Source organism: Ensifer sp., assembly GCF_035999135.1.
Taxonomy (GTDB): Bacteria; Pseudomonadota; Alphaproteobacteria; order Rhizobiales; family Rhizobiaceae; genus Ensifer.
This window is the reverse complement of record NZ_DASYGZ010000217.1, coordinates 98,038-122,568: the sequence shown is the minus strand read 5'-3', so window position 1 is coordinate 122,568 and position 24,531 is coordinate 98,038. Positions and strand designations below refer to the sequence as shown.

Here is a 24,531-nt window from a genome sequence, read left to right as displayed (position 1 = left end):
TATGCGCGGCCAAGGAAGGGCTTTGCGCCATTGCCGTGCGCTTCGGCACGCCGGTCTTGCTCGGGCTTACGCCGCCGTCTGCCGGCCAAACTGCCTCAGGGAGGCATGTTGTTCTCGTGAAATCTCATGCCCCGTCAGGCGCGACGGGTGCACGCACGAGCGAACGGAGCCCGCACCCGCTCAGGCCTGGATGTCGTCGTCCAACATCGGGAACGACGATTCGATCGCCGCGCCGATAAAGGCCTTGCGTGAAAGTCCAAGCGCCTCGCCGCGCTCCAAAGCCTCACGGCAGCGATTTCTGGCCCGCTCGAAGAACCAGCCGCCCTGCGGCATTTCGTTCAGGTACTGCAGGGCATCCTGCGGTCCGTTGATGCTGCGCTCGCCTGCCACGCCGAGCCTCACGGGATGATCCCAGATGATGGTTTGCATTTGCGTTGCCTCCGGTTCCGCGGGGAACGTCCAGGCCTGTGGTTTGTTCCGGCCAGACGGGGCGCGCGCGGTTTCGGGCAGCATGCCCGTTCCGGGGATGAGGTCGTTCAAACGCGCGGCGCATCTGGAACAATGCCGCCACGCATGCGTTCTGGCAAAGCCTCCGGCTTTAAGCCTGCAGCGGGGATCACATGGACTTGAATTGATCTGCCGCGGTTATGGCGCTTGTCTGGCTTTATCACCTCCCGACCGTTTCGTGCCGTTTTCGACGCCGGTCGGCACATTCTTTGAACATGAGCCGGTTCCCGGCTCCGTTAGAAGGGCGCACGGACATGGTGACTTTCATGCTCAATGGGAAGCAGAGCACGTTTGACGGCGATCCTGAAACGCCGCTCCTTTGGGTTATCCGGGACTTCGAGAAACTCACGGGGACGAAATACGGCTGCGGCGTGGCGCAATGCGGCGCTTGCACCGTGCACCTCGACGGCATGCCGCGCCGCTCCTGCATCACGCCGGTCGCCATGATCGACGGCTCGGACGTCGTCACGATCGAAGGCCTTTCCGGCAAGGAGGCCGAAGCCGTGCAGGCCGCCTGGAACGGGCTTGATGTGCCGCAGTGCGGTTACTGTCAATCCGGTCAGATCATGTCGGCGGTGGCATTGTTGCAGATGGTGCCAAGCCCCACCGACGATGACATCGACGGCGCGATGACGGGCAATATCTGTCGATGCGCCACCTACCATCGCATACGGGCCGCCATCCACGATGCCGCCAAATCGATGGAGGGTTGAGCCATGACACTTCACGACATAGCACCCACCCGCCGCGCATTCCTCGCGGGCGCCGGGCTCGTCATCGGCGTGGCGATCGCGCCCAGGTTCGTCGCGGCAGCTCCGACCGGTGTCGCTGCCGGCGGACCAGGCGAACTGAAGGCGATGAACGCCTTCGTCAAGATCGGAACCGACGACACGGTCACCGTTCTGTGCAAGCACATCGAGTTCGGCCAAGGGCCGTTCACCGGCCTGGCGACCCTGGTTGCCGAGGAACTGGATGCCGACTGGGGCCAGATGCGCGCAGTGCATTCGCCCACCGACAACAAGATTTACGCCAACCTCGCCTTCGGGCTGCAGGGCACGGGCGGCTCCAGCTCGATTGCCAATGCCTATGAGCAGATGCGCAAGGCGGGCGCCACCGCCCGTGCGATGCTGGTCGCGGCCGCAGCAGAAGAGTGGAACGTTCCGGCGCAGGAGATCACGGTCGAAAAGGGCCGGATCAGACATGCCGCTTCCGGCAAGGAAAGCGGTTTCGGCGCGTTTGCCGACAAGGCTGCAAAACAGGCGGCGCCCGCCGATCCGAAGCTCAAGGATCCGAAAGACTTCGTGCTGATCGGAACCGATCTGCCGAAGCTCGACACACGCGGCAAGACCGATGGCACCGCGATCTTCACGCTCGACATCGTGCCAGACGGTCTTCTGACGGCCGTGGTTGCCCACCCCAGGCATTTCGGTGCCGTCGTGAAATCCTTCGACGACACGGATGCGCGCAAGGTGAGGGGCGTGGTCGATGTCAAGCAGGTGCCCCAGGGCGTCGCGGTCATCGCGGACAACACGTTCTCGGCGCTCAAGGGACGGGATGCGCTCAAGATCAAGTGGGATCTTTCGAAAGCGGAAACGCGCTCGTCCGCGGAGCTGGCCGCCGAATACGTCCGGCATTTCGACAAGCCCGGCCTTGAAGCGGCAAAAACCGGCGATGTCGACGCAGCGTTCCGGCAACAGGGGCTTGAGACCGTCGAGGCCCAGATCGTTTTTCCCTTCCTCGCCCATGCGCCGATGGAACCCCTTGATGCGGTGTTCATCAAGGCGGCCGATGGCTCGGTCGACATCTACAACGGCGCGCAGTTTCCGGGCTTCGACCAGCAGGTCGCGGCAAAGATCCTGTCGCTCGACGAAACGAAGGTTCGCGTCAACACCCAGCTTGCAGGCGGAAGTTTCGGCCGCAAGGCGCAGTTCGGGTCGCCCTACATGCAGGAAGCGGCGTCCGTCTATGCCGCGAGCGGCGGTGACAGGCCGCTGAAGCATATGTGGACGCGCGAAGACGACATACAAGGCGGTTTCTACCGTCCGATGTATGCGCACAAGATGCGGGGCGCAATCGATGCCGGCGGCCGCATCACGGCGTGGGAACAGGTGATCGTCGGACAGTCGATCATGGCCAAGGCGGACCTCGATCAGACGTCGGTGGAAGGCGCATCGAACCTTCCCTACCAGATCCCCAATCTCAAGGTGACGTCCCACAACATCACGCTGCCGATCCCGCCTCTCTGGTGGCGTTCGGTCGGCCACACCCACACCGGCTTTGCCGTCGAGACCTTCGTCGACGAACTGTTGACCCGGGTCGGCCGGGATCCGGTGGAAGGACGGCTTGCCCTGCTCGACAAGACGTCGCGCCACGCCGGCGTGCTACGCAAGGCGGCGGAGATGTCGGACTGGGGGGCAAGCATAGAGGAGGGCCGCGCCCGCGGCGTTGCCGTCGTCGAGAGCTTTGGCTCGTTCGTCGCCCAGGTCGCGGAAATCTCCGTCGGCGCCGATGGCGCACCACGGGTGCACAAGGTGTGGTGCGCGGTTGATTGCGGGGTTGCCGTCAACCCGAACATCATCAAGGCACAGATGGAAGGCGGCATTGGCTACGGTCTGGGTGCGGTGCTGTTTGATGCCGTCACGCTCGGCAAGGGCGGCAAGATCATGCAGTCGAACTTTCACGATTATCGCTCGATCCGCATCAACGAAATGCCCGAGGTCGCCGTCGAGATCATCAGGTCGAAAGAAAAGCCGACCGGCGTCGGCGAGCCTGGTGTGCCGCCGATAGGTCCGGCGGTTGCCAATGCCTGGCGAAAGCTCACCGGCGCGCCGGTCCGCCAGCTTCCGATCGTCAGTGTCGTGTCATCCTAGGGGACAGCCAGATGAAGACCCAACTGCTCTTTGCGGGCCTTGCCGCCAACTGTCTCCTCGTCGCTGCCGGGATCACGCTCGCGCCGCCTTTGCGCGCTCAGACCACGACCACGCTGCGGACCGTGGAATCCTTCCAGTCCATATCCGACGAGCGGGCGCGCTCGGTTGCCCTCTTCGAAGAGGCGGGCAAGGTCATCCAGCACCCAAGGTGTGTCAATTGCCATCCGGCAACCGAGCGACCGCTTCAGGGCATGTCCATGCATCCCCATCAGCCGCCGGTGGTTCGCGGCGATGGCGGCATGGGCGTGGCAGGCATGCAGTGCAACACCTGTCACAGCGACAAGAACACGCCGGTGATCGGTCAGGCGGACACGCTGAAAAGCATTCCCGGCAATCCCGCCTGGCACCTCGCGCCGATCGAGATGGCCTGGGAGGGCAAGACCCTGGGCCAGATTTGCGAGCAGCTGAAGGATCCCAAGCGCAACGGCGAGAAAACCATGGCACAGATGGTCGAACACATGGCCCACGACGATCTCGTCGGATGGGGATGGCAGCCGGGCGACGGTCGCGAGCCGGTTCCAGGCACGCAGGAGGCGTTCGGCAAGATCATCAAGGCCTGGGTCGAGACCGGCGCTGCCTGTCCCTCGTCCTAGCGACGGCGCATGAGGCAGTCGCGGATCGAGGTGCGGCGGAACATTCACGAGAGCGAGGCATTTCCTCAAGAGGTCGCAGGCCGTGTCAAGCGGACGCGATGGAGATGGAGAACATCAGGATTTTTCCGTTTTCTCCTTTTGGCCGACGCAATGGCAGTCGAGCTCCCCACCCATCCGGCCTGCGACCGTCTCTGGCCTCGATTACGGCTTGGCGCCTCTTTGCATCAGGATCTGCATCTCTTCGAACCGGCGCCTTCGTTCGCCATCCTCCTGGTCGGTGGAGTAGCAAATTCGCGAGACGCAAAAGCGGAGGATCTTCACCGGTGGTTTGGCCTGGTCGAATTCGCAGTCGAAGGTGTCCGACATCTCGACTTTTTTCGTATCGGCCCTTTCGGAGTATTTGAACCGGACACCTGGCGGGTTGATTTCCGGGAAGGACTGCACGACACCGAAATTCAAGGTGTCGGTCATGAAGAAGTTCTTTGCGACGGACATGCAGGCCTGCTCAAGCTCCGGGCTCTGGGCAAAAGCGGAGCCCGCGAGGAAAACCGCAGTGATTGGAAGCCATCTCATGGTGCATTCCTTCCCTAACGCAACCGCACGTCAAAGGTGCCTGCGTAAACTGAAGAGCGACGGAAATGTTCCAGCCCGCTCAGGAGATGACGGCAAGTTCCGACCTCACGTGTTCGTCGACGGCGGGTCTTGATGATGCCGCCGGTTCAGTCGATCGAAGCGCCACCCATCCGGCCGGCCAGTTCGTCACGCGCCCGGCTTAGCCTGCTCTTGATCGTTCCCACCGCGCAATCGCAAATGTCGGCGGCTTCCTTGTAGCTCAGGCCGTAGCCCGCAACGAGGACCAGCACGTCGCGATGGTCCGGCGCCAGGTGCTTCAGCGCACTGCGCAGTTCCACGGATTGCACGCACCAATCCTGTGGGGCTGGCGTCGGAATGGGCAGCTCGGCGCAATCGACGACGCCCGGGGATTCACGTCGGCGCAGCTTGTATTGGGTCCTGAAAGCATTGTGCATGATCGTGAAGAGCCAGGACTTGAGGTTCGTACCCGGTTGGAAACCATCAATGCCGCGCAACGCCCGAAAAAGCGTTTCCTGCAGCAGGTCGTCCACTTCGAAACTGGATGAGACAAAGGTGCGGGCAAATGCCCGAAGGGCCGGAATGAGGTCGATGACTTCTGTTTCCAGCGGCGATGGCCGCTGGGCCGTGTGATGGATGGCAGGCATTGAGATTTGCCTTTCGCAATCGCGGAACGTGCTGTTCTAACAATGCGCCGGCTGCGCTTAAGTTCCGGTCCACCGCGCAATCCGCGTGACATGGCCTCATCATCCAAAGGCGGCGGAAAAGCCATTCATGGTGAGTGGACATTGCGCTATCTGCCGAGGTTGCAAGGGCTACGGTCCAGACTTTCAGCTCTCGGAAGGTTCGGACCGCCCTGTCGGAATGGAGCTGGTCGTCGCGGCGACCGGGTCGCTGGCGGGAAAAGAATTCTCAAGACCCTCGTCGAGCTGTTCTTCGAGCGTGCCCGCATCCTTTGCGCTCCGCGCGCTTTGCAAGGACTCCACCGCCGGCGATCCCGTGTCGTCGCCACTGGCGATTCCGGGTTCATTACCCGCTTCAAACGCGGCCACCTGCACCATCATCGCTTTGGCCTTCGCCACAGCCGCATCGACGCCACGCGCGCCACCAGTGCTTTGCAGGCGAACGGAAATCACATCTCCGCCTTCCGCGACCCATTCGACGGTCATCACCCCTCCGGCGTCCGTCAGCACCTGTTGTCCGATGATGTTCATGGCGTTTGTCTCCTTGTGCTTTTTGTGAGCTTTCCTTTTCTGCGCCCCTTTTCTGCGCCTACGTAGAACCCCGTTCGGCTATCAGCGGTTCCGAAGATCGTATGGCCATGCAGGCGACAACACGCGTTCGCGTCTCGACGGGAACTCAAAGCCTGTACCGGCGTTAGGCAAGGGAACGAATTCGGGAGGTCCAGCGGCGCAGGCCGCCTGGCACATCGCTCATTTCCGGAGGTCCGACATGGAAGAGCTACACAGTATCACCGTCTTGCAAGAACGGCTGGAGGACTGTCGCGACGTGCTCGGTCCCGATCTTCAGGACCTGATCCGTGACACGATCGCGTCCGGTTTTTCCGTCGAGGAAGTGCTGATTTCGATCAGCGAGCTGGTCGCTGAGGACCTTGCCACCGTCGTCAAGGTTCCCCGGCTCCACTAATTGGGAAAGGCTTGGTTTATCAGCACCGGCGGCGTAGGCTGCTATCCTCAGCGCGAATGCGACGGGTACGCCCGAGAAACGGCGAGGATCGACGCGATGTCATCGAAAAGCGACCGTGACGACGGAGGCGGAGCCGCGGTGCCGGCCGGTCAGGTTCCCGACGCAGAGACGGCAGCAGCCGGGGATAACGCGGGTAGGTTCGAGGATATTCCGGATCGATTGCTCATCCTGGCGACCCGGTTGCAGAAGGCCCTCGATGCCCGGCGAGCCAGGACATCGCGCTCCAAACGGATGCCCGGGAGTAAGAACTGAGGTTCCACGAAGGTTGGACGAGACATGATGCCGGACTTGCAGCATCTACGCGTTCTCGTGGCGGAGGATGAGTATCTCATCGCCAACGATGTTTCCTGGTGGCTGGAACGCGCCGGGGCGACCATTGTCGGCCCTACGCCCACGGTAAAAACGACGCTGGAGACAATGGCGGGCGCCGACGACATTCAGGTCGCCGTGCTCGACATCAACCTCAACGGCGAGATGATCTTCCCGGTGGCGGACGAACTCGCGCGCCGTTCGATCCCGCTCATATTCTACAGCGGCTACGACAGTCTGGTCGTTCCCGAGCGTTTCAGGGACGCGACACGCTTGAGCAAATGCGCGGCTCCTTCCGAACTCGTGAGCGCCGTGTTCGAACAGTACCTGCAAAACCTGTCGACGCTGGCGCCGATGTGTCTAGGGCTTTCGGACCAGTCGGTGATGGAGCTATTGCCGGGCCTGCGCCTGAGAGCCCGCCTGTTGATGCCCGGCGTCGAAGCGGCCGATACCCTGGTCGAGCGGACCCTGGCGCGCGCCATCTTGCTGGTGGCCGGCAGACCTCGCACGCAGTCGCTTGACCTGTGGCTGCACGAGCTTCTCGCGATCATCCACGCAGAAAGCCCTTACGGGTTGAATTGACCCATGGTTTCAAGGCGCAACGTGCTGTCGCGCGGCCCAGAGGCGCACAGGTCCGCGCGCATTGAGGCCGTTGCCGATGCCGCACGTCGTTCACGTGACCGAGGCAACGCTTTGTGCCAGCCATGCTCCGCCCCGCGGCCGTCCGCGCAGACAGCGATCTGAAGAGCCCTCAGTCGAGCGTTCGCAGCGGCATGCCCCGCCTTAGTGGCACGACCGTCGAGCGCGGTCGCTCCAGCCACATCGCATTTTCGAACAACGTCGCTTCGTCGCATACGCCGTTGCGGAATTGCCCGGTCAGATAGCCGGCCAAACGCTCAGCCCGTCTGCCATCCCTTGGAATATCACGCCAGAGGCAAACGCGATCGAGTGTACGCTGGAGCATTTCCAGCTCCGACTGTCCGATCTGACGATCGAACGCACCTGCAGCTGCTTCTGCCATTGGACCCTCCCATGGGCCAAGAAGACCTATCACTCTGACAAGGAACGCTGGTGGCACGCGGCTTGGACACGCCGAGACATGACCGTTCCCAAGCGTGCAGAAACGCACGGAGACGAAAATAGTTCCACGGCTCCAAAATATTTTTCTTGCCACTCGCAGACGGTTCCGTCGGGCGGTTTGAGCATCTTTGAGCGCGTTCGGAAGCCCGTGCCTCCCCTGTTGGCCGGCACGGGCTTCCAGGGGCTGTCAGAACGGATAATGCTGGTGCGGGTCTTCGACCGTTATCCAGCGAAGGTCGGTGAATTCCGAGATCGCCGCCTTGCCGCCGAAACGGCCGTAGCCGGAGTTCTTGACGCCGCCGAACGGCATCTGCGCCTCGTCGTGCACCGTCGGTCCGTTGATGTGGCAGATGCCGCTTTCGATGCGGGCGGCAACGGCCATGGCGCGCTGGATGTTGCGGCTGTAGACGGAGGCGGACAGGCCGTATTCCGTGTCGTTGGCGACCGCGATCGCCTCGTCCTCGTCCTTTACCCTGATCACCGGTTTCACCGGGCCGAAGCTTTCCTCGTCATAGACGCGCATGCCGGGCCTGACGTCGTCGAGCACGGTGGCGGCAACGACGCTGCCGGCCCTGGTTCCCCCCGCGGACACTTTCGCACCCTTGTCCCGGGCGTCGCGAATGATGCCTTCCATCTTCTCCGCAGCCTCGGGGCTGACGAGGGAGCCGAGGACGACGTGGCCGCGCGGGTCGCCGGCGGGAAGCCTGTCGGCACGAGCGGCAAGCTTTGCGACGAACTCGTCCGCGACCTTCTCATGCACGATCAGCCGTTCGGTCGACATGCAGATCTGGCCCATATTGGCAAAGGCACCGAAGATCGCGCCATTGACGGCGGCATCGATATCGGCGTCGTCGAGCACGATCATCGGCGCTTTCCCGCCGAGTTCCAGCAGTGCCGGCTTCAGGTGCCGGCCGGCAAGTTCGCCGATGATCCGGCCGACCTTGGTCGAGCCGGTAAAGTTCACGCGCCGGACCTCAGGCGCAGAAATCAAGGCCTCGACCACGCCTGCGGCGTCTTCCGGCGCGTTGGTGATGACGTTGACGACGCCGTCCGGGAAGCCGGCTTCGACAAACACCTTGCCGATGGTGACGTGGATGCCCGGGCAGGCCTCCGAAGCCTTGAGGATGACGGTGTTGCCGCAGGCAAGCGCCATGGCGATCGCCCGCACCCCGAGGATGACGGGTGCGTTCCAGGGCGCGATCCCAAGGCAGACGCCGGCGGGCTGGCGAATGCCCATGGACAGCGTTCCGGGTTTGTCGGAGGGAATGATCTCACCCTGGATCTGGGTCGTCATGCTGGCCGCTTCGCGCAGGATGTTTGCCGAAAGCATGGTGTTGAAGCCGGCCCATGGGGCGGTGCCGCCCGTCTCCGTCATCATCAGTTCCGTGAACTCGCCGGCCCTTGCGGCAAGCACGTCGGCGGCCTTGTTCAACAGCGCCCGACGTTCGCCGGGGCCGGTCTTCGACCAAGCGGGAAAAGCGCCGTGCGCGGCAGCAATTGCGGCGGCCACGTCGTCGAGGCCTGAGGCCGGCGACCGGGTCGCTACCTGTCCGGTAAAGGGATCGCGCCGGTCGAAAGTCCTGCCGGATCTCGCGCCGACGAACCTGCCGCCGATGATCTGTTGAATATCCAAGGTCATTGCTTTCTCCTAGAATTCGAGCACGTCGGCATTGATCGACGCTTCGAGGCCGCCATCGGCGGCAAGGTTCGTGCCGTTGATCCAGCGTGCCGCGTCTGAGGCTGCAAACAGGATCACCGGGGCAATATCGGAGGCGGTTGCCGCCCGTCCGGTTCTGTTGATGTCGGAATCGACCTTGGCGTCGCCGAGCACCGCACGGAACTGCGTGAGGATCGGCGTTTCGACGGGTCCCGGGCTGACGGCGTTGACCCGGATCCCGCGCGCCTTGAACAGGGGTTGATGCGCGGCCATCTGGGTCCAGAGCAACAACAGTTCCTTCGACAGCGGATAGCCGATCTCGTTCGGTACGTCGTTGTCGGCGAGGACCTTGGCGATATCGGGGAACCCGGCCATGCCGACCAGCGCCTTGGCGCGTGCCAGGTTGGCGCGCCATCCGTAGCCGGCGACGGAAGCCACATTGACGACAGCGCCACCTTCGCGGATGCGCGGCGCAAGGCTCTCGCTCAAGAGCCGCAGCCCATAGAAATTGATCGCCAGCGTGATCGATGCACCCCCCGTGCCGGACACACCGGCGACGTTCAGCAGTGCGTCGAGACGCTGCGGCAGCTGCCGGACGATGGCCGCGATGCCATCGGGGTTGGAGATGTCGCCCTTGAGGAAGGCTCCACGGACAGCCGGAGGCTCGCTGACGTCGATGCCGATGACATCGGCCCCTTGAGCGATGGCCAGTTCCGCGGTGCGGGCGCCGATGCCGGATGATACGCCTGTGATGACGATGGTCTTGCCGTCGAGCATGCCTATTCCTTTCTGGACGGGGAAGGGAGTTCCAGCCGGTAGCCGACCGGCATCAGGGAAATCCCGAAACGGGTTTCGATCGCGCCCCACAGGCCAAGCGGCATGAAGAGCGAGAAGAGAAGCGCGACGGCGCCGAGACCGATCAGATACCAGACACCGAGCGCGCCGAACCAGGTCTCGATGACGAAGAAGATCACCGCGCCGAGGATCGCACCCTCGAAGCGGCCGATGCCGCCGACCAGCACCATGAAGATCATGTAGGCGGTCCATTGCACCGAGAAGTAGGTCTTGGGCTGGAAGGTGGTGGCGCTGGCGAGCCACAGTGCACCCGCCACGCCGATGCCGAAGGCGGCGAGCACGAAGAGGAGCCGCTTGGTACGGGTGACGTCGATACCGAGCGAACTTGCCGCCTCCTCGTTGTCGCGGATCGCCTGGATCGATGCGCCGGTGCGGCTGCGCAAGAGGGCGAACAGCCCGCCGAGAAGGCCGGCCATGGCGAGAAGCGCTAGCCAGTAGATGATGTCGCGACGGGCATCCGCCGCATAGGCATTGAGCGAAATCAGCGAGCGTCCGGTCTCGCCCTGGATCAGTCCGTCGAGGTTGACCAGGAGATGGGTGAGCGCCGAGACGACCCACATGCCGATGGCGAATTCGCCCCCTTTCAGCCGCAGCATCACGAGCGACAGGGGGAAGGAGACCGCGGCGACGAGCAGGCTCGCGATGCCCATCGCCAGAAAGGGATCGAACCCCGTCTCGGCAAGGCGCACGGTAAAATAGGCGCCGAGGCCGAAGAACACTTGCTGGCCAACGGAAACCAGGCCGCCGTAACCGGCGAGCGCATTCCACATCGCCGCCATGATCACATAGATGAACAGCGCGGTCAGCCGATCGATCGCTCCGGCGCCAAGGACGGCCGGCAGGGCGGCAAGGCCGAGAAGCACGATCACCGACGCTGCGGCGGCATGCCGGGAAGAACGGGTCCAGCGGTGGACCATATCAGGAGAGACGACGGTGCTCATGCGACACTTCCCCGGCCGATCAATCGGGCCGGCATCGATGCCAGATCCGGAACCATCAGCCGCGCAAACAGGATGATGAGGAAAACGGCGTGCCCCGCAATGAGGAAGCCGAGCGGATGAATGGCTGCTCCGAAGGTCTGGGCAAGGCCGAGGATGATGCCGCCGGCAAGCGTGCCCCAGAGCGAGCCCGCGCCGCCGATGACGGACGCCTCGAAGGCGAAGAGCAGCTGCGGTGCGCCGGAATAGGGCTCAAAGGTGGCGCGCATGCCAAGAACCATGCCGGCGACCGTCACGGTGACAAGGGCAATCGCCGCGGCTGCCGCATTGACCCGGCGCGCATCGATGCCGACGAGCCCCGCGGTATCGGGATCTTCGGCCGTTGCGCGGATGGCCCTTCCGATGCGGGTGTAGCTGAGCATCAGCTGCAGGCCGGCGAGCATCACGACAGCGGTGACGAAGATCAGCACCGGCAGCTTGCCGACATAGAGCCCGCTGATCGGCTCCCAGCTGTCCCAGGACAGATCTCCGATCGCATTGGCCAGAGACCGCGTATCGGCGCCGAACTGCTCGAACAGCGCGTTTTCGATGACCATAGACAGCCCGAAGGTGGAGAGAATCGGCAGCAAGTGTCCGCCGCGCGCGGCGCGGACAAGGATCAGCCGCTGGATCAGCCAGCCGGCTGCGGCCATGACCGCCATCGCGATCAGGAAACAGGCCCAAAGCGGCAACTGCGCCCGCTCGGAAAGCACGAAGATGAGATAGGCGGCCGACACCGCCAGGCTGCCATGCGCGAGATTGATGATGCGCATGACCGAAAACATGAAGGAGAGGCCGCACGCGATCAGCGCGTAATAGCCGCCGAGCAGGATCCCCTGAATGATCTGGTTCGTCATGCCGGCACCTTTTCGGTTCTGGTTCGATTGAGGCCGAAATAGGCTTCCGTCACCTGTTCGCGCGTCAGTTCGTCGACCCGGCCTTCGAGCACCGCCTTGCCCTCGAGCATGCAGATGACCCGGTCGGCAACGGCCATGGCGCGTGAGAGGTCCTGCTCGACCAGGATGATGGTGGTGCCGGATGTCATCAGTCCGTCGAGCGAGGCGTAGACCCGGTCGATGATCAGCGGCGAGAGGCCGAGCGAGACCTCGTCGAGGAGCAGGATTTCGGGGTTGCTCATCAGCGCGCGGCCGATGGCCGTCGCCTGCTGCTCGCCGCCGGAGAGGTGCCCCGTCTTGTGGTGGAGCCGCTTTTCGAGATTGGGAAAGATGCCGATGATGCGCTCGATCGACCATTCTCCCTTTCGCCCCGCCATCGCGCCGAGCTTCAGGTTTTCAGCGACCGTCATCGTGGCGAACATCTTGCGCCCCTCCGGCACCAGCGCGATGCCGCGCCGGACACGCTGATGGGAGGCAAGGCGCGTCACGTCCTCGCCATTGACGGCGATCGAGCCGCCATGGACGGGATGAGCGCCGGCGAGCGTGCGCAAAAGCGTCGTCTTGCCGGCGCCGTTGGCGCCGACCAAAGCCAGCGTCTCGCCTTTCGCAACGCTGAAGGTCAGGCCGCGAACCGCCTCGAGCAGGCCATGGCGCGCCGTCAGGGTTTCGATTGAAAGCGCGGTCATTGCACACTTCCTCCGAGGTAGGCACGAACCACGTCGGGGTCGGACATGACCGCCTGCGGCTCGCCATCGGCGATGATGCGACCGGAATCCATGCAGATCAGCCTTTCCACCACCTGCAAGAGCACGTGGACGATGTGCTCGATCCAGACGATGCCGATGCCGCGCCGACGCAGTTCCTGGATCGTGAGCACCAAGTCCTGGGCTTCGGAATCCGTCAGGCCGCCCCCGATTTCGTCGAGCAGGATGACTTTCGGTCCGGTCGCAAGGGCACGGGCAAGCTCGAGACGCTTGCGATCGAGAAGCCCGAGCGTTTCGGCGCGCCGGTTGGCAACCGCAAGCATGCCGCAGAGTTCAAGGGAATCGATCACCCGTTCATAGGCCTCGTCGCGGCTGCCAACGTCGCTATGGGCGGCCGCAACGTAGACGTTTTCAAACGTGGTCATGCCCGAGAACGGCTTCGGCACCTGGTGCGTGCGCACCAGGCCGAGGCGGCAGCGTGACGCGGCGGGAAGCCGCGTCACGTCCTGCCCGCCGAAGGACACCGTGCCGGCAGTTGGGGTATAGGCGCCCGAAAGCGTCGCCATCAGCGTGGTCTTGCCGGCGCCGTTCGGCCCGACGATGCCCACCGCCTCGCCCATGCCCATGGAGAAATCGACATTCTCCAGAACGGCAAGGGTGCCGAACCGCTTGGTGAGGCCGTTTCCGGAGAACCGGCCTGCACCCACTGCTGGATTCATCAACATCGAGCTCATCCGCCGTAAGGCTGCAGCCGTGCGCCGACCGGAACGTTCGGATCGGTCGCGTTTTCCGTAACCACGTAATCGAGCGGGAATTTCGAGCCGTCCTGGGCCTTCACCCATTGCGTGCCGATGATCGGGCCGGGGGAAACGTTCGGGACCGGACCGGAGGTGAAATCGACCTTCCCGGCGATGGTCACGGTGTTGAGCGTTGAAAGGGACTTTGCGACGGCATCCTTGCTCTTCGGATCGGACGCCTTCTTCAGGGCATCGAAGCCGGCGTCGAACAGCGACAGCGTCGCGCCGAGCTGCTGCGTCCACTGCTTGCCGGACGCCGCCTCATAGCCGTCGGCCAGTTCCGGGCCGCTGACGCCTGCCACCGAGGACTTGTAGGGAAACGCCTTGTGCCAATAGGCGGCGCTGCCGAGATTGACGCCGAGATTGCCGAGCGCTTCGACGCCCGACGGGAAGAGGCCGGTCTTGGCGACCTGGATGATCTTGACCTGCCGGTGCAACCCCTGCTGCGCCGCCTGGCGCCAGAAGGTGGCGAAGTCCGGGGGGATCGGGAAGGTGTTGATGATCTCGACGCCTTGCTCTTTGAAGAACGCGATCTGGCTGGAAAAATCCGTGGTGCCGGTCTCGTAGGCGCCGGGGTCGACGATCGTGAAGCCATCCTTTTCCAGGAGCGGCGCGAGATTGGCGCGGATGGCGTTGCCGTCGGCATCGTTCGGATACATGACGCCGACCTTGCGGTTGGTCTCGATCAGCTTCCATTGCGACACATAGGTCTTGTGGAATTCGCCGACGCCGAAGCCGAAATGATAGGTCCATTTGAAGGGCGACGGCTCCCCGGGCTTTGCGCCGCGGCCGAAGTACCAGGCCTCCCACGGCATGACGGTCGAAAGGCAGGGAACGCCGGCGGCTTCGCACGCGTCGGCGACTGGATTGATCGTCTCCGGCGTCGATATCGCCAGCATCAGGTCGATCGCCTGATTGTTGATCAGATCCTTGGCAAGCTGTCCGGCGCGCGAGGGGTCGGATTGCGTGTCCTGGTCGAAGATTTCGACCGCGTAGGCCTTGCCGCCGATTTCGATGCCGCTGGCGAGCGCCTTGCGCACCACCTCCAGAACATAGCCGTCGGTTTCGCCGAAGCCGGCGAGCGGACCGGTTCGCGGGCTGATGAAACCCACCTTGAGCGTGTCGGCCGCGGTGGCCGGCCTGATGCCGATCGTGACCGCTGCTGCCGTCGCACCTGCCGCCGCCAGCAGTTCGCGCCGGGTCAATCCGGCAGGCTTTTGTTTCGTCGTCATTGTTATCCTCCCTTGGTGAACGCCTCCGATCCGTCTCTCCCTGACTAGATCGGATACTCCTCTTGGCCGCCGGATATCGTGATCCAGCGCAGTTCCGTGAATTCGTCGAGTGCGGCCGGGCCGCCGAACTTGCCGTAGCCGCTCGCCTTGACGCCGCCGAACGGGATCTGCGGCTCGTCGCACACGGTCGCCGAATTGATGTGGCAGATGCCGGATTCGATCTGCCGGGCGACGTCGAGCGCCCGGCCGATGTCGCGGCTGAAGACTGCGGCCGAAAGTCCGTATTCGCAGTCGTTGGCGACGGTTATGGCCTCCTCGAGCGAGCCGACCCGGATGATCGCCGCGACCGGCCCGAAGCTTTCCTCGTGATAAAGGCGCATTGCGCGCGTGACATGGTCGATCACGGTCGCATCCATGAAGGCGTCGTGGTTGTCGCCGCCCGAAAGCACGACCGCTCCCTTGGCAACGGCATCGTCGACGAGGCCGCGGACGCGGCGCGCCGATTCCGCCGTCACCAGGCCCCCGAGCGGCAAGTCACCCAGCGCCGGATCGCCGGCGCGCAACGACCTGGCCTTGGCGAGGAACCTTTCGACGAAAGCGTCCGCGATCCCGTCGAGCACGATGATGCGCTCGGTCGACATGCAGATCTGGCCCTGGTTGAAAAAGGCGCCGAAGGCGGCAGCAGCGACGGCCTCGTCAAGGTCGGCATCATCAAGGACGATGAACGCTGCCTTGCCGCCGAGTTCCAGCAGGCAGCGCTTGAGGTGTCTGGCGGCGCTCTGGGCGATGATCCGGCCGACACGGGTCGATCCGGTAAAGTTGATACGACGCACGACAGGATGGGCGATCAATGTCTCGACGATCGCGGAGGCATCGGCCGGCGCGTTCGAAACGATGTTGAGGACGCCCGCTGGAAGCCCGGCCTCGGCGAGCACGTCGCCGATCAGCCTGTGGGTCGCGGGGCAAAGCTCCGACGATTTGAGCACCACGGTGTTGCCGCAGGCAAGCGCCATCGCGATCGAACGCACGCCGAGCAGGACGGGCGCATTCCAGGGAGCGATTGCAAAGCAGACGCCCGCCGGCTGGCGAAAGGCCATCGATGTCCTGCCGGCGCAATCAGTCGGGATGACCTGTCCGCCGATCTGCGTCGTCATCGCCGCAGTCTCCAGGAAGATCTTTGCCGAAATCGCCACGTTGAAGGCACACCACTCGCGGGTCGCGCCGGTCTCGGCCGTCATTGCTGCCGCGAGTTCCTCCTCGCGGGCAAGGACGAGCTGTGCTGCCCGTTCCAGAAGCGTGCGGCGAACACCGGGGTTCGTTTTTGACCATTCGGGAAAGGCTGCAGCGGCCGCATCGGCGGCCGCCGCGGCATCGGCAACGGTTGCGGCGGCCGCCACCGTCACGAGCATGCCGCTGACCGGGCTATGGCGTTCGAAGGTCGCCGCGTTCGCGGCCTCGACATCGCGTCCGCCGACGAGCATCGGCACACGGCGAACCGGCGCGGGCGCGCCACTGTCCGGCCTGTCGAAAACGCGGTCGCTTCCAACGTGAGGATTGCTCAAAGCCGTCATATTTGCCTCCTCCCAAAGGCTCATTGGAAAATGCTACGCGTTGCACCGGAAATGAGAATGTGATTTTCTGGCCAATACTTGTTGTTTTTTGGTGTCTACGTCCATGGTTGCCGATCCAGCCATCCACCATGATGCACACGGCGAAGCGATCGAGCCCGCCATCCAATCCCGTGTTCTGCGCATCGGGCGGCCGGCGCAGCGCTGGTTCCATCACGCACTGCTGCTCACGGGTGGCAATCTCCACCTTGCGCGCAGCGAAGGCCCCGCGACGGTGACCGCTCCGGCCGTCGCCTTTTTTCCGCCGAGCGCGGAAGACACGATCACGGTTGCGGCCGGCAGCCGAGGTTACCTCATCGGCGTATCGCCCGAGATCATCGGCGAGGCGATCGGCGAGCATGCGGAGTCGACCGCACTCAGGGTGTTTTCCGCCGGTTTCTCAGTGACGGAGGCGCTGGAACCCACAAGCCTGCGCGAGATGATCCCGCTGTTTGAAGGGGCGCTCGCTGAATTGGCGATGGAAACGCGCACCTCGCGCATGGTCGTTTCTGCCTATATGCGGCTGATCCTGATGACGGTCTGGCGGCTGCAGCGCTCGCCAGCCGCCGAGGAGCGCCAGGCGAGCGCCGGCGCCATCCTGCAGCGGTTCCGACAGTCCGTGGAGATCGGCTTTAGGCGCCACCGCAGCATCGCCGACTATGCAGCCGAACTCGGCATAACCACCGATCGGCTGCACGCGATCTGCCAGCGCACGCTGTCGCGCTCGCCGATTGAACTCGTGCACGACCGGCTTGTTCAGGAGGCCAAGCAAAGGCTGGAGCGATCTGCGCGCGACGTGCAGGAGATATCCTACAGCCTCGGCTTTCGCGACCCCGGCAATTTCAGCCATTTCTTCAAGCGCAAGACCGGCCTATCGCCAGCGCGATACCGGGCGCTCGCCATCAAGAGGACGAGCGATGCGGCGATCCAGACGTCGTCTGACTATCACGATTGGCCCTGACGGCGTGGCAATTACTGTGTGCGGCTTTGCCGCTTGATCTCGTCGGCGACGGCCGCCGCTTCCCGGCCGATCTCCCTGAGCAGGCCGGTGACCGGGTTGTGGAAGCCGACGAGATAAAGGCCGAGCCTGGATGCCTCGCGGGTGAGGCCGCTCTTGCCGGGGCTAAGTTCAGCCGGCAGGAATGTCTCGAAATCGGGCCGGTAGCCGGTGGCGAGGATGATGCTGTCGAACTCCGCCTGCCTGCCGGAAACGAAGATTGCACCGCGCTCGGTAAAGCGCCTGATGTCAGGGGCCACCGTGATGCCGCCGGACTTGATCGCGTCCAGCGTGCCGACGTCGATGACCGGGATCCGTCCCGTATCGATCTGCTCGAGAATACCCTCTTTCGGCCTGACGATGCCGTAGTCTTCGGTCTTGCCGAGCGCAAGGTTGAGGATAGCGGGGAACACCCTGTCGTTCAGCGCGCGCGGCAGCGGCCGGGTGACTATGCCGACGACCTGGATCGGCACGCCGAACAACTGGCGCGGCACGATGTGGACGCCCTTGCGCACCGAAAGGGTCGGGCGGGCGCCGTGCTCGGCAAGGTCGAGAGCGATCTCCGCGCCGGTGTTGCCCATGCCGACAACCAGCACCGACTGGCCGGCAAACGGCGTCGCTTCTCGGTAGTCGGCGCTGTGCAATCGCCTGCCCGTGAAGGTCTCGATCTCCGGCAGATCGGGAACGACGGGCTCGGCATTGTTGCCGCTGGCGATCACGACATGACGCGCGCGGAACGTGCTGGTCGCGGTCGAAACCTGGTAGCCGCTCGCGTCGCGGCGGATCGCGCTGACCGCCTCGCCGAAGTGCGGTCGAAGCCCGAACCGCTCGGCATAGGCGTCAAGATAGGCGACCATCATTTCGCGTGGCACGTAACGTGGGTAGTCCTTCGGGAAGGGCATGTAAGGCAGCGATGAGAGCGTGTTGACCGTATGCAGATGCAGCCGACGGTAATGGCGTCGCCAAGCCGGCGCGATCTCGTGCGCCTTTTCAAGGATGACGAAGTCGAGCCCCGCCTGTCTGAGGCAGGCGCCAACCGCGAGGCCCGCCGGTCCGGCGCCGACAATGACGACATTGGTATCCACGTGGATGGTCGCTCCCTGCCATGGAGGGTATTTCGAGCTTGGCGGAAGGACAAGTGGGCACCACACGTCACCGCCTCCCGACCCGCCTGCGGCCCCTCGATCATTTCCTTGCGTCAAAATGAACCGCGGGGTGCGAGGGACGAGCGGATCCGTGGGCGGCAAACTTGACGAACATAACATGAACATATACCCTGCTGACCATGACGAAACTGACACTTCGCGAGAAGCTGGCGATCCTGTCGGACGCGGCCAAGTATGACGCTTCATGTGCCTCGAGCGGCGGCGAAAAACGCGATTCTCGACAGGGCGGGATTGGATCTTCGGGTGGTAGCGGCATTTGCCACGCCTACACGCCGGACGGACGATGCATTTCGCTCCTGAAGATCCTGATGACCAATTTCTGCATCTTCGACTGCGCCTATTGCATCAATCGCGTCAGCTCGAATGTGGAGCGCGCGCGGTTCAGCGTCGAGGAGGTGGTGACGCTGACGCTGGAGTTCTATCGCCGCAACTATATCGAGGGATTGTTCCTGTCGTCCGGCATCATCCGCTCGCCCGATCAGACCATGGCCGACATGGTCCGCATCGCCCGCACGCTCCGTCAAGTCCACGGCTTCAAAGGCTACATCCACCTCAAGACCATTCCCGACGCTCAGGCCGAACTGATCCGCGAAGCAGGTCTCTGGGCCGACCGGCTGTCGATCAATGTCGAGCTTCCCAAGGATGCGAGCGTGCGCAAGCTGGCGCCGGAAAAGCGCCCGGAAACCATTCGCGCGGCCATGGCGCAGGTCCGGCTCGAGGGTGAGGCTGCGCAGGACCGGACCCATACGGGGCGAAAGCCTCGACGCTTCGCGCCCGCCGGGCAGAGCACGCAGATGATCGTTGGCGCCGACGGCGCCGACGACACGGCCATACTGGCTTGCGCAACCCGTCTTTACAGCGGCTACAATCTGCGTCGCGTCTACTACTCGGCCTTCTCGCCGATCCCGGATACGTCGGCGGCCCTACCGCTGATCCGGCCGCCGCTTCTGCGCGAGCATCGCCTCTACCAGGCGGACTGGCTGTTGCGACATTACGGTTTCACCGCCGAGGAAATCGCGACAGGGACGGAAGACGGCTTTCTCGACCTGGAGGTGGATCCCAAAACAGCCTGGGCGTTGAAAAACCGCGGTCTGTTCCCGGTCGACGTGAATGTCGCTCCCCGCGACATGCTGTTGCGCGTGCCCGGTTTCGGCGTGCGCGTGGTCGATCGCATCGTCGCCGCGCGCAGACATCGAGCCTTGCGGGTGGAGGATCTCGCCCGCATCGGCGCGTTGACGCGCAAGGCGCGCCCCTTCGTGGCGCTTCCGGGCTGGAGCCCCGGAGGCTTGACGGATAGCCGGGATCTGCGTGCGCGCTTTGCGCCGCCGGCACAGCAGCTGCAACTGCTGTGAGCTATGCCGTCTCCCTTCCTGAAAGCGGGATCTTCGACGCCTGGCGAGACGCTGCCCGGCGCGCCATCAGTCACCGGATTGCGCCCGAACACATCGTCTGGAACGGTCCTGGCGGACTGTTTGATGCGGCGCCGCTTCCAGACGTCGCGGGCTCGCATGCGGCGCGCGTGCCCAAGGCCTTCGTCGAACTCGCCCGCTCGGTGATCTGGCATTCGGTGCCGGATCGGCTGGCGCTGCTTTATCGCGCCCTGTGGCGTCTCGACAGCTGCGAGGGCGAGCCGCTTTCACCGGTCGATCCGCTCGGGCGCACGTTGATGCTGATGCAAAAATCCGTCCGCCGCGATATTCACAAGATGCATGCCTTCGTGCGCTTTCGGGAGGTGTCGGCGGCGGGTCCGCGCCGGCGCTTCGCCGCCTGGTTCGAACCGTCGCACAACACCCTGGAGCCGGGAAGCACCTTCTTCGCGGATCGCTTTGCCGACATGGACTGGATGATCGTGACGCCCCGGTCGACCGCCCGCTTCGTCGATGGCGCGCTTGCCTTCGGCCCCGGAGGCAGCAAGCCCGAGCTTCCAGACGATGCTACTGAAGAACTCTGGGCGGCCTACTTCACCCATATTTTCAATCCGGCCCGCATCAAGCTCAACGCGATGCGGTCGGAGATGCCGAAGAAATACTGGAGCAATCTACCCGAAACCCGCCTGATCCCGCAGATGCTTGCCGACGCAGAGGCGCGGGTCAAACGGATGCATGATGCGGGTGTCTCTGCTCCGCGAGCGGGTGCTTCGATCGTTTCTGATCGCTACCGCGCCTCACTGCCGCAACCGGCAGTGCATATTGCGACATTGGAAGTGGCGCGCGAGGCAGCGCTGCAATGCCGGCGGTGCGGGCTTTGCGAGGCGGCGACGCAGACGGTCTGGGGCGAAGGTGCGAGAGACGCGTCCCTGATGATCGTGGGCGAACAGCCGGGTGATCGCGAAGATCTCGAGGGACGCCCGTTCACGGGACCAGCCGGACAGGTGTTGAGGGAGTTGATTGCTGCCGCCGGTGTCGACGCGAAGGCGTTGTGGCTGACGAATGCGGTGAAGCACTTCAAGTTCAGCCCGCGCGGCAAGAAAAGGCTGCATCGCAACCCCGACCGCGGTGAAATCGCCCATTGCCGCTGGTGGCTGGGGCTGGAGCTTGCCCTCGTCAAACCGCGCATCACGCTCGCCCTTGGCGCATCCGCGGCCTTCGCTCTGACGGGGGACAGCCGGCCGATGGCGGAGCGTCGAGGCGGGGTCGAGACAGGCCTCCATGGCGGGCCCGTGCTCGTCTCCTGGCACCCATCGTACATTCTTCGCCTTCGAGATCCGGGCGAAAGCAAAGCGGCCCGAGACGACCTTGCCAAAGATCTGGAAACGGCCTTGCTGAAGAGCAGGGTGGGCGAGTAGGCGGCCGGGCGAACACGCCCGAGGCTGAGCGAACGCAGCAATGCACCGGATCGTGATGCGTCAACGATCGGCGCGGCGGGAACCTTTGGTTTCGGGCCTCATTTAGCACTTTATCATGGAAGGAGCGAATGATGGCACGCCGCTCAAATGCAACTTGCATCGGACACGTTGCCAGATTTCGCGCACGGTGTAGGGATGGCAGATAAGCGAGATGCGACCGTCAGGTGCCTGCGTTGGCTGGCGATTACGGTGCTTTGCACCTGCTGTGCTGCCGCGCATTCGGCAGCCATGAGCGAGAGCCAGGCCTCTTCTTTCGAAAATGTACGACGTGTCCATGCCGAAGGGGCATCCGGCAAAAGGCCGGCTATCAAGCGCGCTGGCCAATATGTCGTCGGCAAGCCCTATTCGATGAAGGGCAAACGCTACTATCCGAAGGAAGAGCCGAGCTACGATCGACGCGGAGTCGCCTCCTGGTACGGGTCGGCATTTCAGGGGCGCCGGACTGCCAATGGGGAAACCTATGATGCGGATTATCTTTCCGCAGCCCACCCCACTCTTCCCTTGCCAAGCTATGTGCGGGTGACGAACCTCGAAAGCGGTGCGTCACTGATTGTGCGCGTCAACGATCGTGGTCCTTATCACGACGGCCGCCTGATCGACCTTTCCGGGAAGGCAGCGGAGATGCTGGATCTGAAGCGTCGGGGAACGGCCACCGTCCGGGTGCAATATGTGGGTCGGCCCGGCATGGGCGGAGACGACCGCGCCTTCCTCATGGCGTCGCATGTGCGAAAGGGCCGTAACCTGGCGGACGTAAATTCGGGTTCGGGCCAGCTGGCATACGACAATTGGCGACGCAAGGAACGGCCTATCGGGTCGCAACGCTGGAAAATGGCTGAATATGAAAAGCGGGGAGTTCACCACGCACGGCGGGATCTCTCGTATGACATCGGAAAATTCGTGCGATCGCCGGTGCCTCAAGCCGCCATGACGGGCCTTGATGTCGCGCTCGCCTATCCCTCTATGATCCCGAAAAACCTGCCCGCCCATGGAAGCGGTTTTCCCCGCGGGCTCGTCGACCGCACTGCGATGTTTGCAGCCAGCTTGGTAAGCGCACGGGGCGGGGTGTTTGCGGATCTTGGTCCATGCCCGGACGAGGGCAGATGCGATCGGAAGCGTAGCCGCCAGGCGGTCCTCGATCCCGAAAGACGCGCGGCGGGGATCGGAGGATGCTGCCGTCGACAGGCCGGTCGGAAACGGGGGGCGTAAGCGCCGCGCCCGCTTTCCGGATACCGCCGTCGCCTGACGCGCCAGCGGACGCTGATCATAATGGAGAATTTTCTGGGAAGGGGCGGCCTCGAAGTTTCAACCTGCCGAACCGTTGTGTCTGCCAGCGGCGCTCTGCTGCGCGCCAGCGCGTAGAGGATGATGTGGGCGCCATGCCGGCACGGCCCCATGACGGGGCCGTGCCGGAACTTCAGGGCCGATCGGCCGACGTCCGGCCTGACACGATCGAGTTAGAGTCGATAGCGTCTGCGTTCCCTTTCGACTTCGTCGGTCGTGTAGGGGTCGAGCGTATCATCGAAGTGCGTCCAGCCCTGCTCGGCGTAGGACGCGCGACGCTGAACGGGATCGACCCAGCTGCCGCGGCGAAGAACGGCTTCGGCATCGGCCTGGAGCGCGTCGTCGACACGGGCGGTCACGACCGCACCGCCGCGCCGCACGCCCTCGGCGTAGACATTGGCATGTTCTTCGGGGACCCCCGATGCGGTCATTGCGCCGATGATGCCGCCGGCAGCGCCACCTGCCGCCGCACCCGCCGCGACGCCGGCAGCCGTGGCGGCCAGCCAACCGGCCGCCACCACTGGCCCGACGCCCGGAATGGCCATGACGCCAAGCCCGGTCAAAAGTCCGCCAATGCCGCCGACGGCGGCGCCGAGACCGGCGCCGGTGCCCGCACCTTCGGCGGCGTTGCTTTCATGATCGCTCCCATAGCGATCGCCAACATTGTTGGAGACGATGCTAATGTCGTCCGACGACACGCCCCTGTCTTCGAGCGCGCTCACCGCAGCGCGGGCGTCGGCATAATCATCGAAAAGTCCGGAAATGGTTTTCATCAGGGGTCTCCTTGAGGAGTCAAGTTGGGAGAAAGTCAGTTGGCGACGATGTTGCCCTGGTAGTCGAGCGCGACCGCAACGGGCTTGCCGTCCTTCGACGCGGTGGCGCGCCAGACGCCCTTGTCGTCGAGCTTGAGGCCCGTCACTTCGGTGTAACCGGCCTCGGTGATGCGATCCTTGGCCTGCGCCTCGGTAAAGCTGTTGGCGCCGGCGACCGGCGCCGTGGGGTTGGTCGTATCCGGCGTTGCAACTGCCGGCGTATCGCCATCCGTCGTAGCCGGAGGCGTTGCGGTCTGCGCAAGCGCGCCAAGGGTCGATGCGCCGAGGAAAACCGCGGCGAGCAGCACATTTTTCATGGTATTTGGTTCCTTGTTCTCAGGCCATCTCAGGCACGGTTCAAACCCGGCCGGAGATTATTGGTTCCTGATTTCGGTATTGATCAGAAACCGGTTCCATCGGGTTTGTTTCGACGCTCCGTTTGACGATGCAGATCATCGCACCGGGCTTTGCATCGTCGCGCCACCCTGGAAGGCCAGAGCCGAGGCCTGGCCGTTCCCATCCCGGTTCGAAGGGAAGCCCTTCGGGCTCCCGATGTGCGTCACATGGCGTCTGCACCCTTGATGGCGTTATCGAGATGAGACGTGCATTTCTCCATGTCGTTGGCCATCATGGCGTCCTTGGCCATGGTCAGTTCCTTGGTCGACTCGATCTTTTTCGCGCCGTCGGAAATCTGCGCGACCTGCTGTTCGGCCTTGGCGATGGAGGCTTCGTCACAGACGACCTTCGTCTGCGCGAGGGCCGGGCTGGCGAAGGCTGCGATGAGGGCGAAAGTGGCGATTGATTTCAACATCGTGATCGTTCTCCATTGGCCGGTACGACACCGGCTTCCACGGTAATTGAACGACACAGACACGGATCAGTTCCGCTTTTTTCGACGCCGAAAAGAGAAGTTTTTTCAAGGAACTTCCGCAGGTTTTCAGCGTTTGGTGCACGCGCACGCCTGCTCATGCGAACGCTTGAGGTCTGA

At 63.7% G+C, this 24,531-nt stretch carries 26 protein-coding genes; 9 read left to right on the top strand and 17 right to left on the bottom strand.

Annotation, left to right across the window (positions count from 1 at the left end):
* Positions 1–180: 180 nt before the first annotated feature.
* The gene (locus VGO12_RS29540) at positions 181–429 is read right to left on the bottom strand and encodes a DUF982 domain-containing protein (protein WP_327516293.1); all 249 of its coding nucleotides are present in this window, start codon (positions 427–429) and stop codon (positions 181–183) included.
* 332 nt (positions 430–761) lie between these two features.
* Between VGO12_RS29540 and VGO12_RS29535 the strand changes: the two genes are divergently transcribed.
* From VGO12_RS29535 to VGO12_RS29525, 3 genes are read left to right on the top strand one after another with little or no spacing between them, the layout of a single operon-like run.
* Entirely contained in the window at positions 762–1,220 is a 459-nt protein-coding gene (locus tag VGO12_RS29535; RefSeq protein WP_327516321.1) for a (2Fe-2S)-binding protein, read from the top strand.
* Between the two features lie 3 nt (positions 1,221–1,223).
* Positions 1,224–3,377, top strand: coding sequence for a xanthine dehydrogenase family protein molybdopterin-binding subunit (locus tag VGO12_RS29530; protein ID WP_327516292.1), 2,154 nt, complete (start codon positions 1,224–1,226; stop codon positions 3,375–3,377).
* Between the two features lie 11 nt (positions 3,378–3,388).
* Positions 3,389–4,030, top strand: a complete 642-nt coding sequence (locus VGO12_RS29525) for an Isoquinoline 1-oxidoreductase subunit (protein WP_327516291.1) — start codon at positions 3,389–3,391, stop codon at positions 4,028–4,030.
* Between the two features lie 201 nt (positions 4,031–4,231).
* Here the strand turns inward: VGO12_RS29525 and VGO12_RS29520 are convergent, their stop codons facing one another.
* The 3 genes from VGO12_RS29520 to VGO12_RS29510 form a co-directional block, all read right to left on the bottom strand.
* Positions 4,232–4,603, bottom strand: a complete 372-nt coding sequence (locus VGO12_RS29520) for a hypothetical protein (RefSeq protein ID WP_327516290.1) — start codon at positions 4,601–4,603, stop codon at positions 4,232–4,234.
* Positions 4,604–4,749: 146 nt separating this feature from the next.
* The gene (locus VGO12_RS29515; protein WP_327516289.1) at positions 4,750–5,268 is read right to left on the bottom strand and encodes a sigma-70 family RNA polymerase sigma factor; all 519 of its coding nucleotides are present in this window, start codon (positions 5,266–5,268) and stop codon (positions 4,750–4,752) included.
* 183 nt (positions 5,269–5,451) lie between these two features.
* On the bottom strand, positions 5,452–5,835 hold the full coding sequence (locus VGO12_RS29510; protein ID WP_327516288.1) for a hypothetical protein: 384 nt from the start codon (positions 5,833–5,835) through the stop codon (positions 5,452–5,454).
* A 238-nt stretch (positions 5,836–6,073) separates the two neighbouring features.
* Between VGO12_RS29510 and VGO12_RS29505 the strand changes: the two genes are divergently transcribed.
* Together VGO12_RS29505 and VGO12_RS29500 are read left to right on the top strand one after the other, a co-directional pair.
* Positions 6,074–6,268, top strand: a complete 195-nt coding sequence (locus tag VGO12_RS29505) for a hypothetical protein (RefSeq protein ID WP_327516287.1) — start codon at positions 6,074–6,076, stop codon at positions 6,266–6,268.
* Positions 6,269–6,604: 336 nt separating this feature from the next.
* Complete coding sequence (locus VGO12_RS29500; protein ID WP_327516286.1) at positions 6,605–7,219, top strand: response regulator; 615 nt, start codon at positions 6,605–6,607, stop codon at positions 7,217–7,219.
* A gap of 169 nt (positions 7,220–7,388) precedes the next feature.
* On the opposite strand, the gene VGO12_RS29495 is transcribed toward VGO12_RS29500, so the two are convergent.
* The 9 genes from VGO12_RS29495 to VGO12_RS29455 form a co-directional block, all read right to left on the bottom strand.
* A complete protein-coding gene (locus VGO12_RS29495) occupies positions 7,389–7,658 on the bottom strand; it encodes a hypothetical protein (protein ID WP_327516285.1) in 270 nt (89 codons plus the stop codon).
* Between the two features lie 246 nt (positions 7,659–7,904).
* Positions 7,905–9,356 (bottom strand): aldehyde dehydrogenase, encoded by a 1,452-nt coding sequence (locus VGO12_RS29490; protein WP_327516284.1) that lies wholly within the window; start codon positions 9,354–9,356, stop codon positions 7,905–7,907.
* Between the two features lie 9 nt (positions 9,357–9,365).
* Positions 9,366–10,151 carry a coniferyl-alcohol dehydrogenase gene (locus VGO12_RS29485; RefSeq protein WP_327516283.1) on the bottom strand — a complete coding sequence of 262 codons (786 nt, stop codon included), beginning with the start codon at positions 10,149–10,151 and terminating at the stop codon, positions 9,366–9,368.
* A 2-nt stretch (positions 10,152–10,153) separates the two neighbouring features.
* Positions 10,154–11,170 carry a branched-chain amino acid ABC transporter permease gene (locus tag VGO12_RS29480; protein ID WP_327516282.1) on the bottom strand — a complete coding sequence of 339 codons (1,017 nt, stop codon included), beginning with the start codon at positions 11,168–11,170 and terminating at the stop codon, positions 10,154–10,156.
* Positions 11,167–12,063, bottom strand: coding sequence for a branched-chain amino acid ABC transporter permease (locus VGO12_RS29475; RefSeq protein ID WP_327516281.1), 897 nt, complete (start codon positions 12,061–12,063; stop codon positions 11,167–11,169). The genes VGO12_RS29480 and VGO12_RS29475 overlap by 4 nt, the downstream gene beginning before the upstream one ends.
* Entirely contained in the window at positions 12,060–12,788 is a 729-nt protein-coding gene (locus VGO12_RS29470) for an ABC transporter ATP-binding protein (RefSeq protein ID WP_327516280.1), read from the bottom strand. The genes VGO12_RS29475 and VGO12_RS29470 overlap by 4 nt, the downstream gene beginning before the upstream one ends.
* Positions 12,785–13,531 (bottom strand): ABC transporter ATP-binding protein, encoded by a 747-nt coding sequence (locus tag VGO12_RS29465; RefSeq protein ID WP_327516279.1) that lies wholly within the window; start codon positions 13,529–13,531, stop codon positions 12,785–12,787. The genes VGO12_RS29470 and VGO12_RS29465 overlap by 4 nt, the downstream gene beginning before the upstream one ends.
* Before the next feature lie 5 nt (positions 13,532–13,536).
* Positions 13,537–14,835 carry an ABC transporter substrate-binding protein gene (locus VGO12_RS29460; RefSeq protein WP_327516278.1) on the bottom strand — a complete coding sequence of 433 codons (1,299 nt, stop codon included), beginning with the start codon at positions 14,833–14,835 and terminating at the stop codon, positions 13,537–13,539.
* Positions 14,836–14,879: 44 nt separating this feature from the next.
* Positions 14,880–16,316 carry an aldehyde dehydrogenase gene (locus VGO12_RS29455; RefSeq protein ID WP_327516320.1) on the bottom strand — a complete coding sequence of 479 codons (1,437 nt, stop codon included), beginning with the start codon at positions 16,314–16,316 and terminating at the stop codon, positions 14,880–14,882.
* A 193-nt stretch (positions 16,317–16,509) separates the two neighbouring features.
* Here VGO12_RS29455 and VGO12_RS29450 point away from each other — a divergent pair, with 193 nt between their 5' ends.
* The gene (locus VGO12_RS29450; protein ID WP_327516277.1) at positions 16,510–17,403 is read left to right on the top strand and encodes a helix-turn-helix transcriptional regulator; all 894 of its coding nucleotides are present in this window, start codon (positions 16,510–16,512) and stop codon (positions 17,401–17,403) included.
* An 11-nt stretch (positions 17,404–17,414) separates the two neighbouring features.
* Here the strand turns inward: VGO12_RS29450 and VGO12_RS29445 are convergent, their stop codons facing one another.
* The gene (locus tag VGO12_RS29445) at positions 17,415–18,524 is read right to left on the bottom strand and encodes an NAD(P)/FAD-dependent oxidoreductase (RefSeq protein WP_327516276.1); all 1,110 of its coding nucleotides are present in this window, start codon (positions 18,522–18,524) and stop codon (positions 17,415–17,417) included.
* A gap of 200 nt (positions 18,525–18,724) precedes the next feature.
* Between VGO12_RS29445 and VGO12_RS29440 the strand changes: the two genes are divergently transcribed.
* From VGO12_RS29440 to VGO12_RS29430, 3 genes are all read left to right on the top strand, one after another.
* Positions 18,725–19,957 (top strand): putative DNA modification/repair radical SAM protein, encoded by a 1,233-nt coding sequence (locus VGO12_RS29440; RefSeq protein WP_327516275.1) that lies wholly within the window; start codon positions 18,725–18,727, stop codon positions 19,955–19,957.
* Positions 19,954–21,390, top strand: a complete 1,437-nt coding sequence (locus VGO12_RS29435; protein WP_327516274.1) for a UdgX family uracil-DNA binding protein — start codon at positions 19,954–19,956, stop codon at positions 21,388–21,390. Before VGO12_RS29440 ends, VGO12_RS29435 begins: the two co-directional genes overlap by 4 nt.
* A 288-nt stretch (positions 21,391–21,678) precedes the next feature.
* Positions 21,679–22,656, top strand: coding sequence for a septal ring lytic transglycosylase RlpA family protein (locus VGO12_RS29430; RefSeq protein WP_327516273.1), 978 nt, complete (start codon positions 21,679–21,681; stop codon positions 22,654–22,656).
* A gap of 248 nt (positions 22,657–22,904) precedes the next feature.
* On the opposite strand, the gene VGO12_RS29425 is transcribed toward VGO12_RS29430, so the two are convergent.
* The 3 genes from VGO12_RS29425 to VGO12_RS29415 all read right to left on the bottom strand — a co-directional run bounded on the left by VGO12_RS29425 (position 22,905) and on the right by VGO12_RS29415 (position 24,354).
* Positions 22,905–23,504 (bottom strand): general stress protein, encoded by a 600-nt coding sequence (locus VGO12_RS29425; protein ID WP_327516272.1) that lies wholly within the window; start codon positions 23,502–23,504, stop codon positions 22,905–22,907.
* Positions 23,505–23,539: 35 nt separating this feature from the next.
* On the bottom strand, positions 23,540–23,860 hold the full coding sequence (locus tag VGO12_RS29420; protein WP_327516271.1) for a PepSY domain-containing protein: 321 nt from the start codon (positions 23,858–23,860) through the stop codon (positions 23,540–23,542).
* Between the two features lie 242 nt (positions 23,861–24,102).
* Positions 24,103–24,354, bottom strand: a complete 252-nt coding sequence (locus tag VGO12_RS29415; RefSeq protein WP_327516270.1) for a hypothetical protein — start codon at positions 24,352–24,354, stop codon at positions 24,103–24,105.
* Positions 24,355–24,531 lie beyond the last annotated feature (177 nt).

What these genes read in the sequence shown, in the direction of transcription:
- VGO12_RS29535 (WP_327516321.1), top strand. Translation starts at nt 762, where the DNA reads ATGGTGACTTTCATGCTCAATGGGAAGCAGAGCACGTTTGACGGCGAT.
- VGO12_RS29420 (WP_327516271.1), bottom strand. Translation starts at nt 23,860, where the DNA reads ATGAAAAATGTGCTGCTCGCCGCGGTTTTCCTCGGCGCATCGACCCTT.
- VGO12_RS29510 (WP_327516288.1), bottom strand. Translation starts at nt 5,835, where the DNA reads ATGAACATCATCGGACAACAGGTGCTGACGGACGCCGGAGGGGTGATG.
- VGO12_RS29540 (WP_327516293.1), bottom strand. Translation starts at nt 429, where the DNA reads ATGCAAACCATCATCTGGGATCATCCCGTGAGGCTCGGCGTGGCAGGC.
- VGO12_RS29470 (WP_327516280.1), bottom strand. Translation starts at nt 12,788, where the DNA reads ATGACCGCGCTTTCAATCGAAACCCTGACGGCGCGCCATGGCCTGCTC.
- VGO12_RS29530 (WP_327516292.1), top strand. Translation starts at nt 1,224, where the DNA reads ATGACACTTCACGACATAGCACCCACCCGCCGCGCATTCCTCGCGGGC.
- VGO12_RS29490 (WP_327516284.1), bottom strand. Translation starts at nt 9,356, where the DNA reads ATGACCTTGGATATTCAACAGATCATCGGCGGCAGGTTCGTCGGCGCG.
- VGO12_RS29455 (WP_327516320.1), bottom strand. Translation starts at nt 16,316, where the DNA reads ATGCTCGTCGGCGGACGCGATGTCGAGGCCGCGAACGCGGCGACCTTC.
- VGO12_RS29475 (WP_327516281.1), bottom strand. Translation starts at nt 12,063, where the DNA reads ATGACGAACCAGATCATTCAGGGGATCCTGCTCGGCGGCTATTACGCG.
- VGO12_RS29485 (WP_327516283.1), bottom strand. Translation starts at nt 10,151, where the DNA reads ATGCTCGACGGCAAGACCATCGTCATCACAGGCGTATCATCCGGCATC.
- VGO12_RS29495 (WP_327516285.1), bottom strand. Translation starts at nt 7,658, where the DNA reads ATGGCAGAAGCAGCTGCAGGTGCGTTCGATCGTCAGATCGGACAGTCG.
- VGO12_RS29505 (WP_327516287.1), top strand. Translation starts at nt 6,074, where the DNA reads ATGGAAGAGCTACACAGTATCACCGTCTTGCAAGAACGGCTGGAGGAC.
- VGO12_RS29415 (WP_327516270.1), bottom strand. Translation starts at nt 24,354, where the DNA reads ATGTTGAAATCAATCGCCACTTTCGCCCTCATCGCAGCCTTCGCCAGC.
- VGO12_RS29520 (WP_327516290.1), bottom strand. Translation starts at nt 4,603, where the DNA reads ATGAGATGGCTTCCAATCACTGCGGTTTTCCTCGCGGGCTCCGCTTTT.
- VGO12_RS29500 (WP_327516286.1), top strand. Translation starts at nt 6,605, where the DNA reads ATGATGCCGGACTTGCAGCATCTACGCGTTCTCGTGGCGGAGGATGAG.
- VGO12_RS29430 (WP_327516273.1), top strand. Translation starts at nt 21,679, where the DNA reads ATGAGCGAGAGCCAGGCCTCTTCTTTCGAAAATGTACGACGTGTCCAT.
- VGO12_RS29450 (WP_327516277.1), top strand. Translation starts at nt 16,510, where the DNA reads ATGGTTGCCGATCCAGCCATCCACCATGATGCACACGGCGAAGCGATC.
- VGO12_RS29480 (WP_327516282.1), bottom strand. Translation starts at nt 11,170, where the DNA reads ATGAGCACCGTCGTCTCTCCTGATATGGTCCACCGCTGGACCCGTTCT.
- VGO12_RS29525 (WP_327516291.1), top strand. Translation starts at nt 3,389, where the DNA reads ATGAAGACCCAACTGCTCTTTGCGGGCCTTGCCGCCAACTGTCTCCTC.
- VGO12_RS29425 (WP_327516272.1), bottom strand. Translation starts at nt 23,504, where the DNA reads ATGAAAACCATTTCCGGACTTTTCGATGATTATGCCGACGCCCGCGCT.
- VGO12_RS29465 (WP_327516279.1), bottom strand. Translation starts at nt 13,531, where the DNA reads ATGTTGATGAATCCAGCAGTGGGTGCAGGCCGGTTCTCCGGAAACGGC.
- VGO12_RS29460 (WP_327516278.1), bottom strand. Translation starts at nt 14,835, where the DNA reads ATGACGACGAAACAAAAGCCTGCCGGATTGACCCGGCGCGAACTGCTG.
- VGO12_RS29515 (WP_327516289.1), bottom strand. Translation starts at nt 5,268, where the DNA reads ATGCCTGCCATCCATCACACGGCCCAGCGGCCATCGCCGCTGGAAACA.
- VGO12_RS29440 (WP_327516275.1), top strand. Translation starts at nt 18,725, where the DNA reads ATGACGAAACTGACACTTCGCGAGAAGCTGGCGATCCTGTCGGACGCG.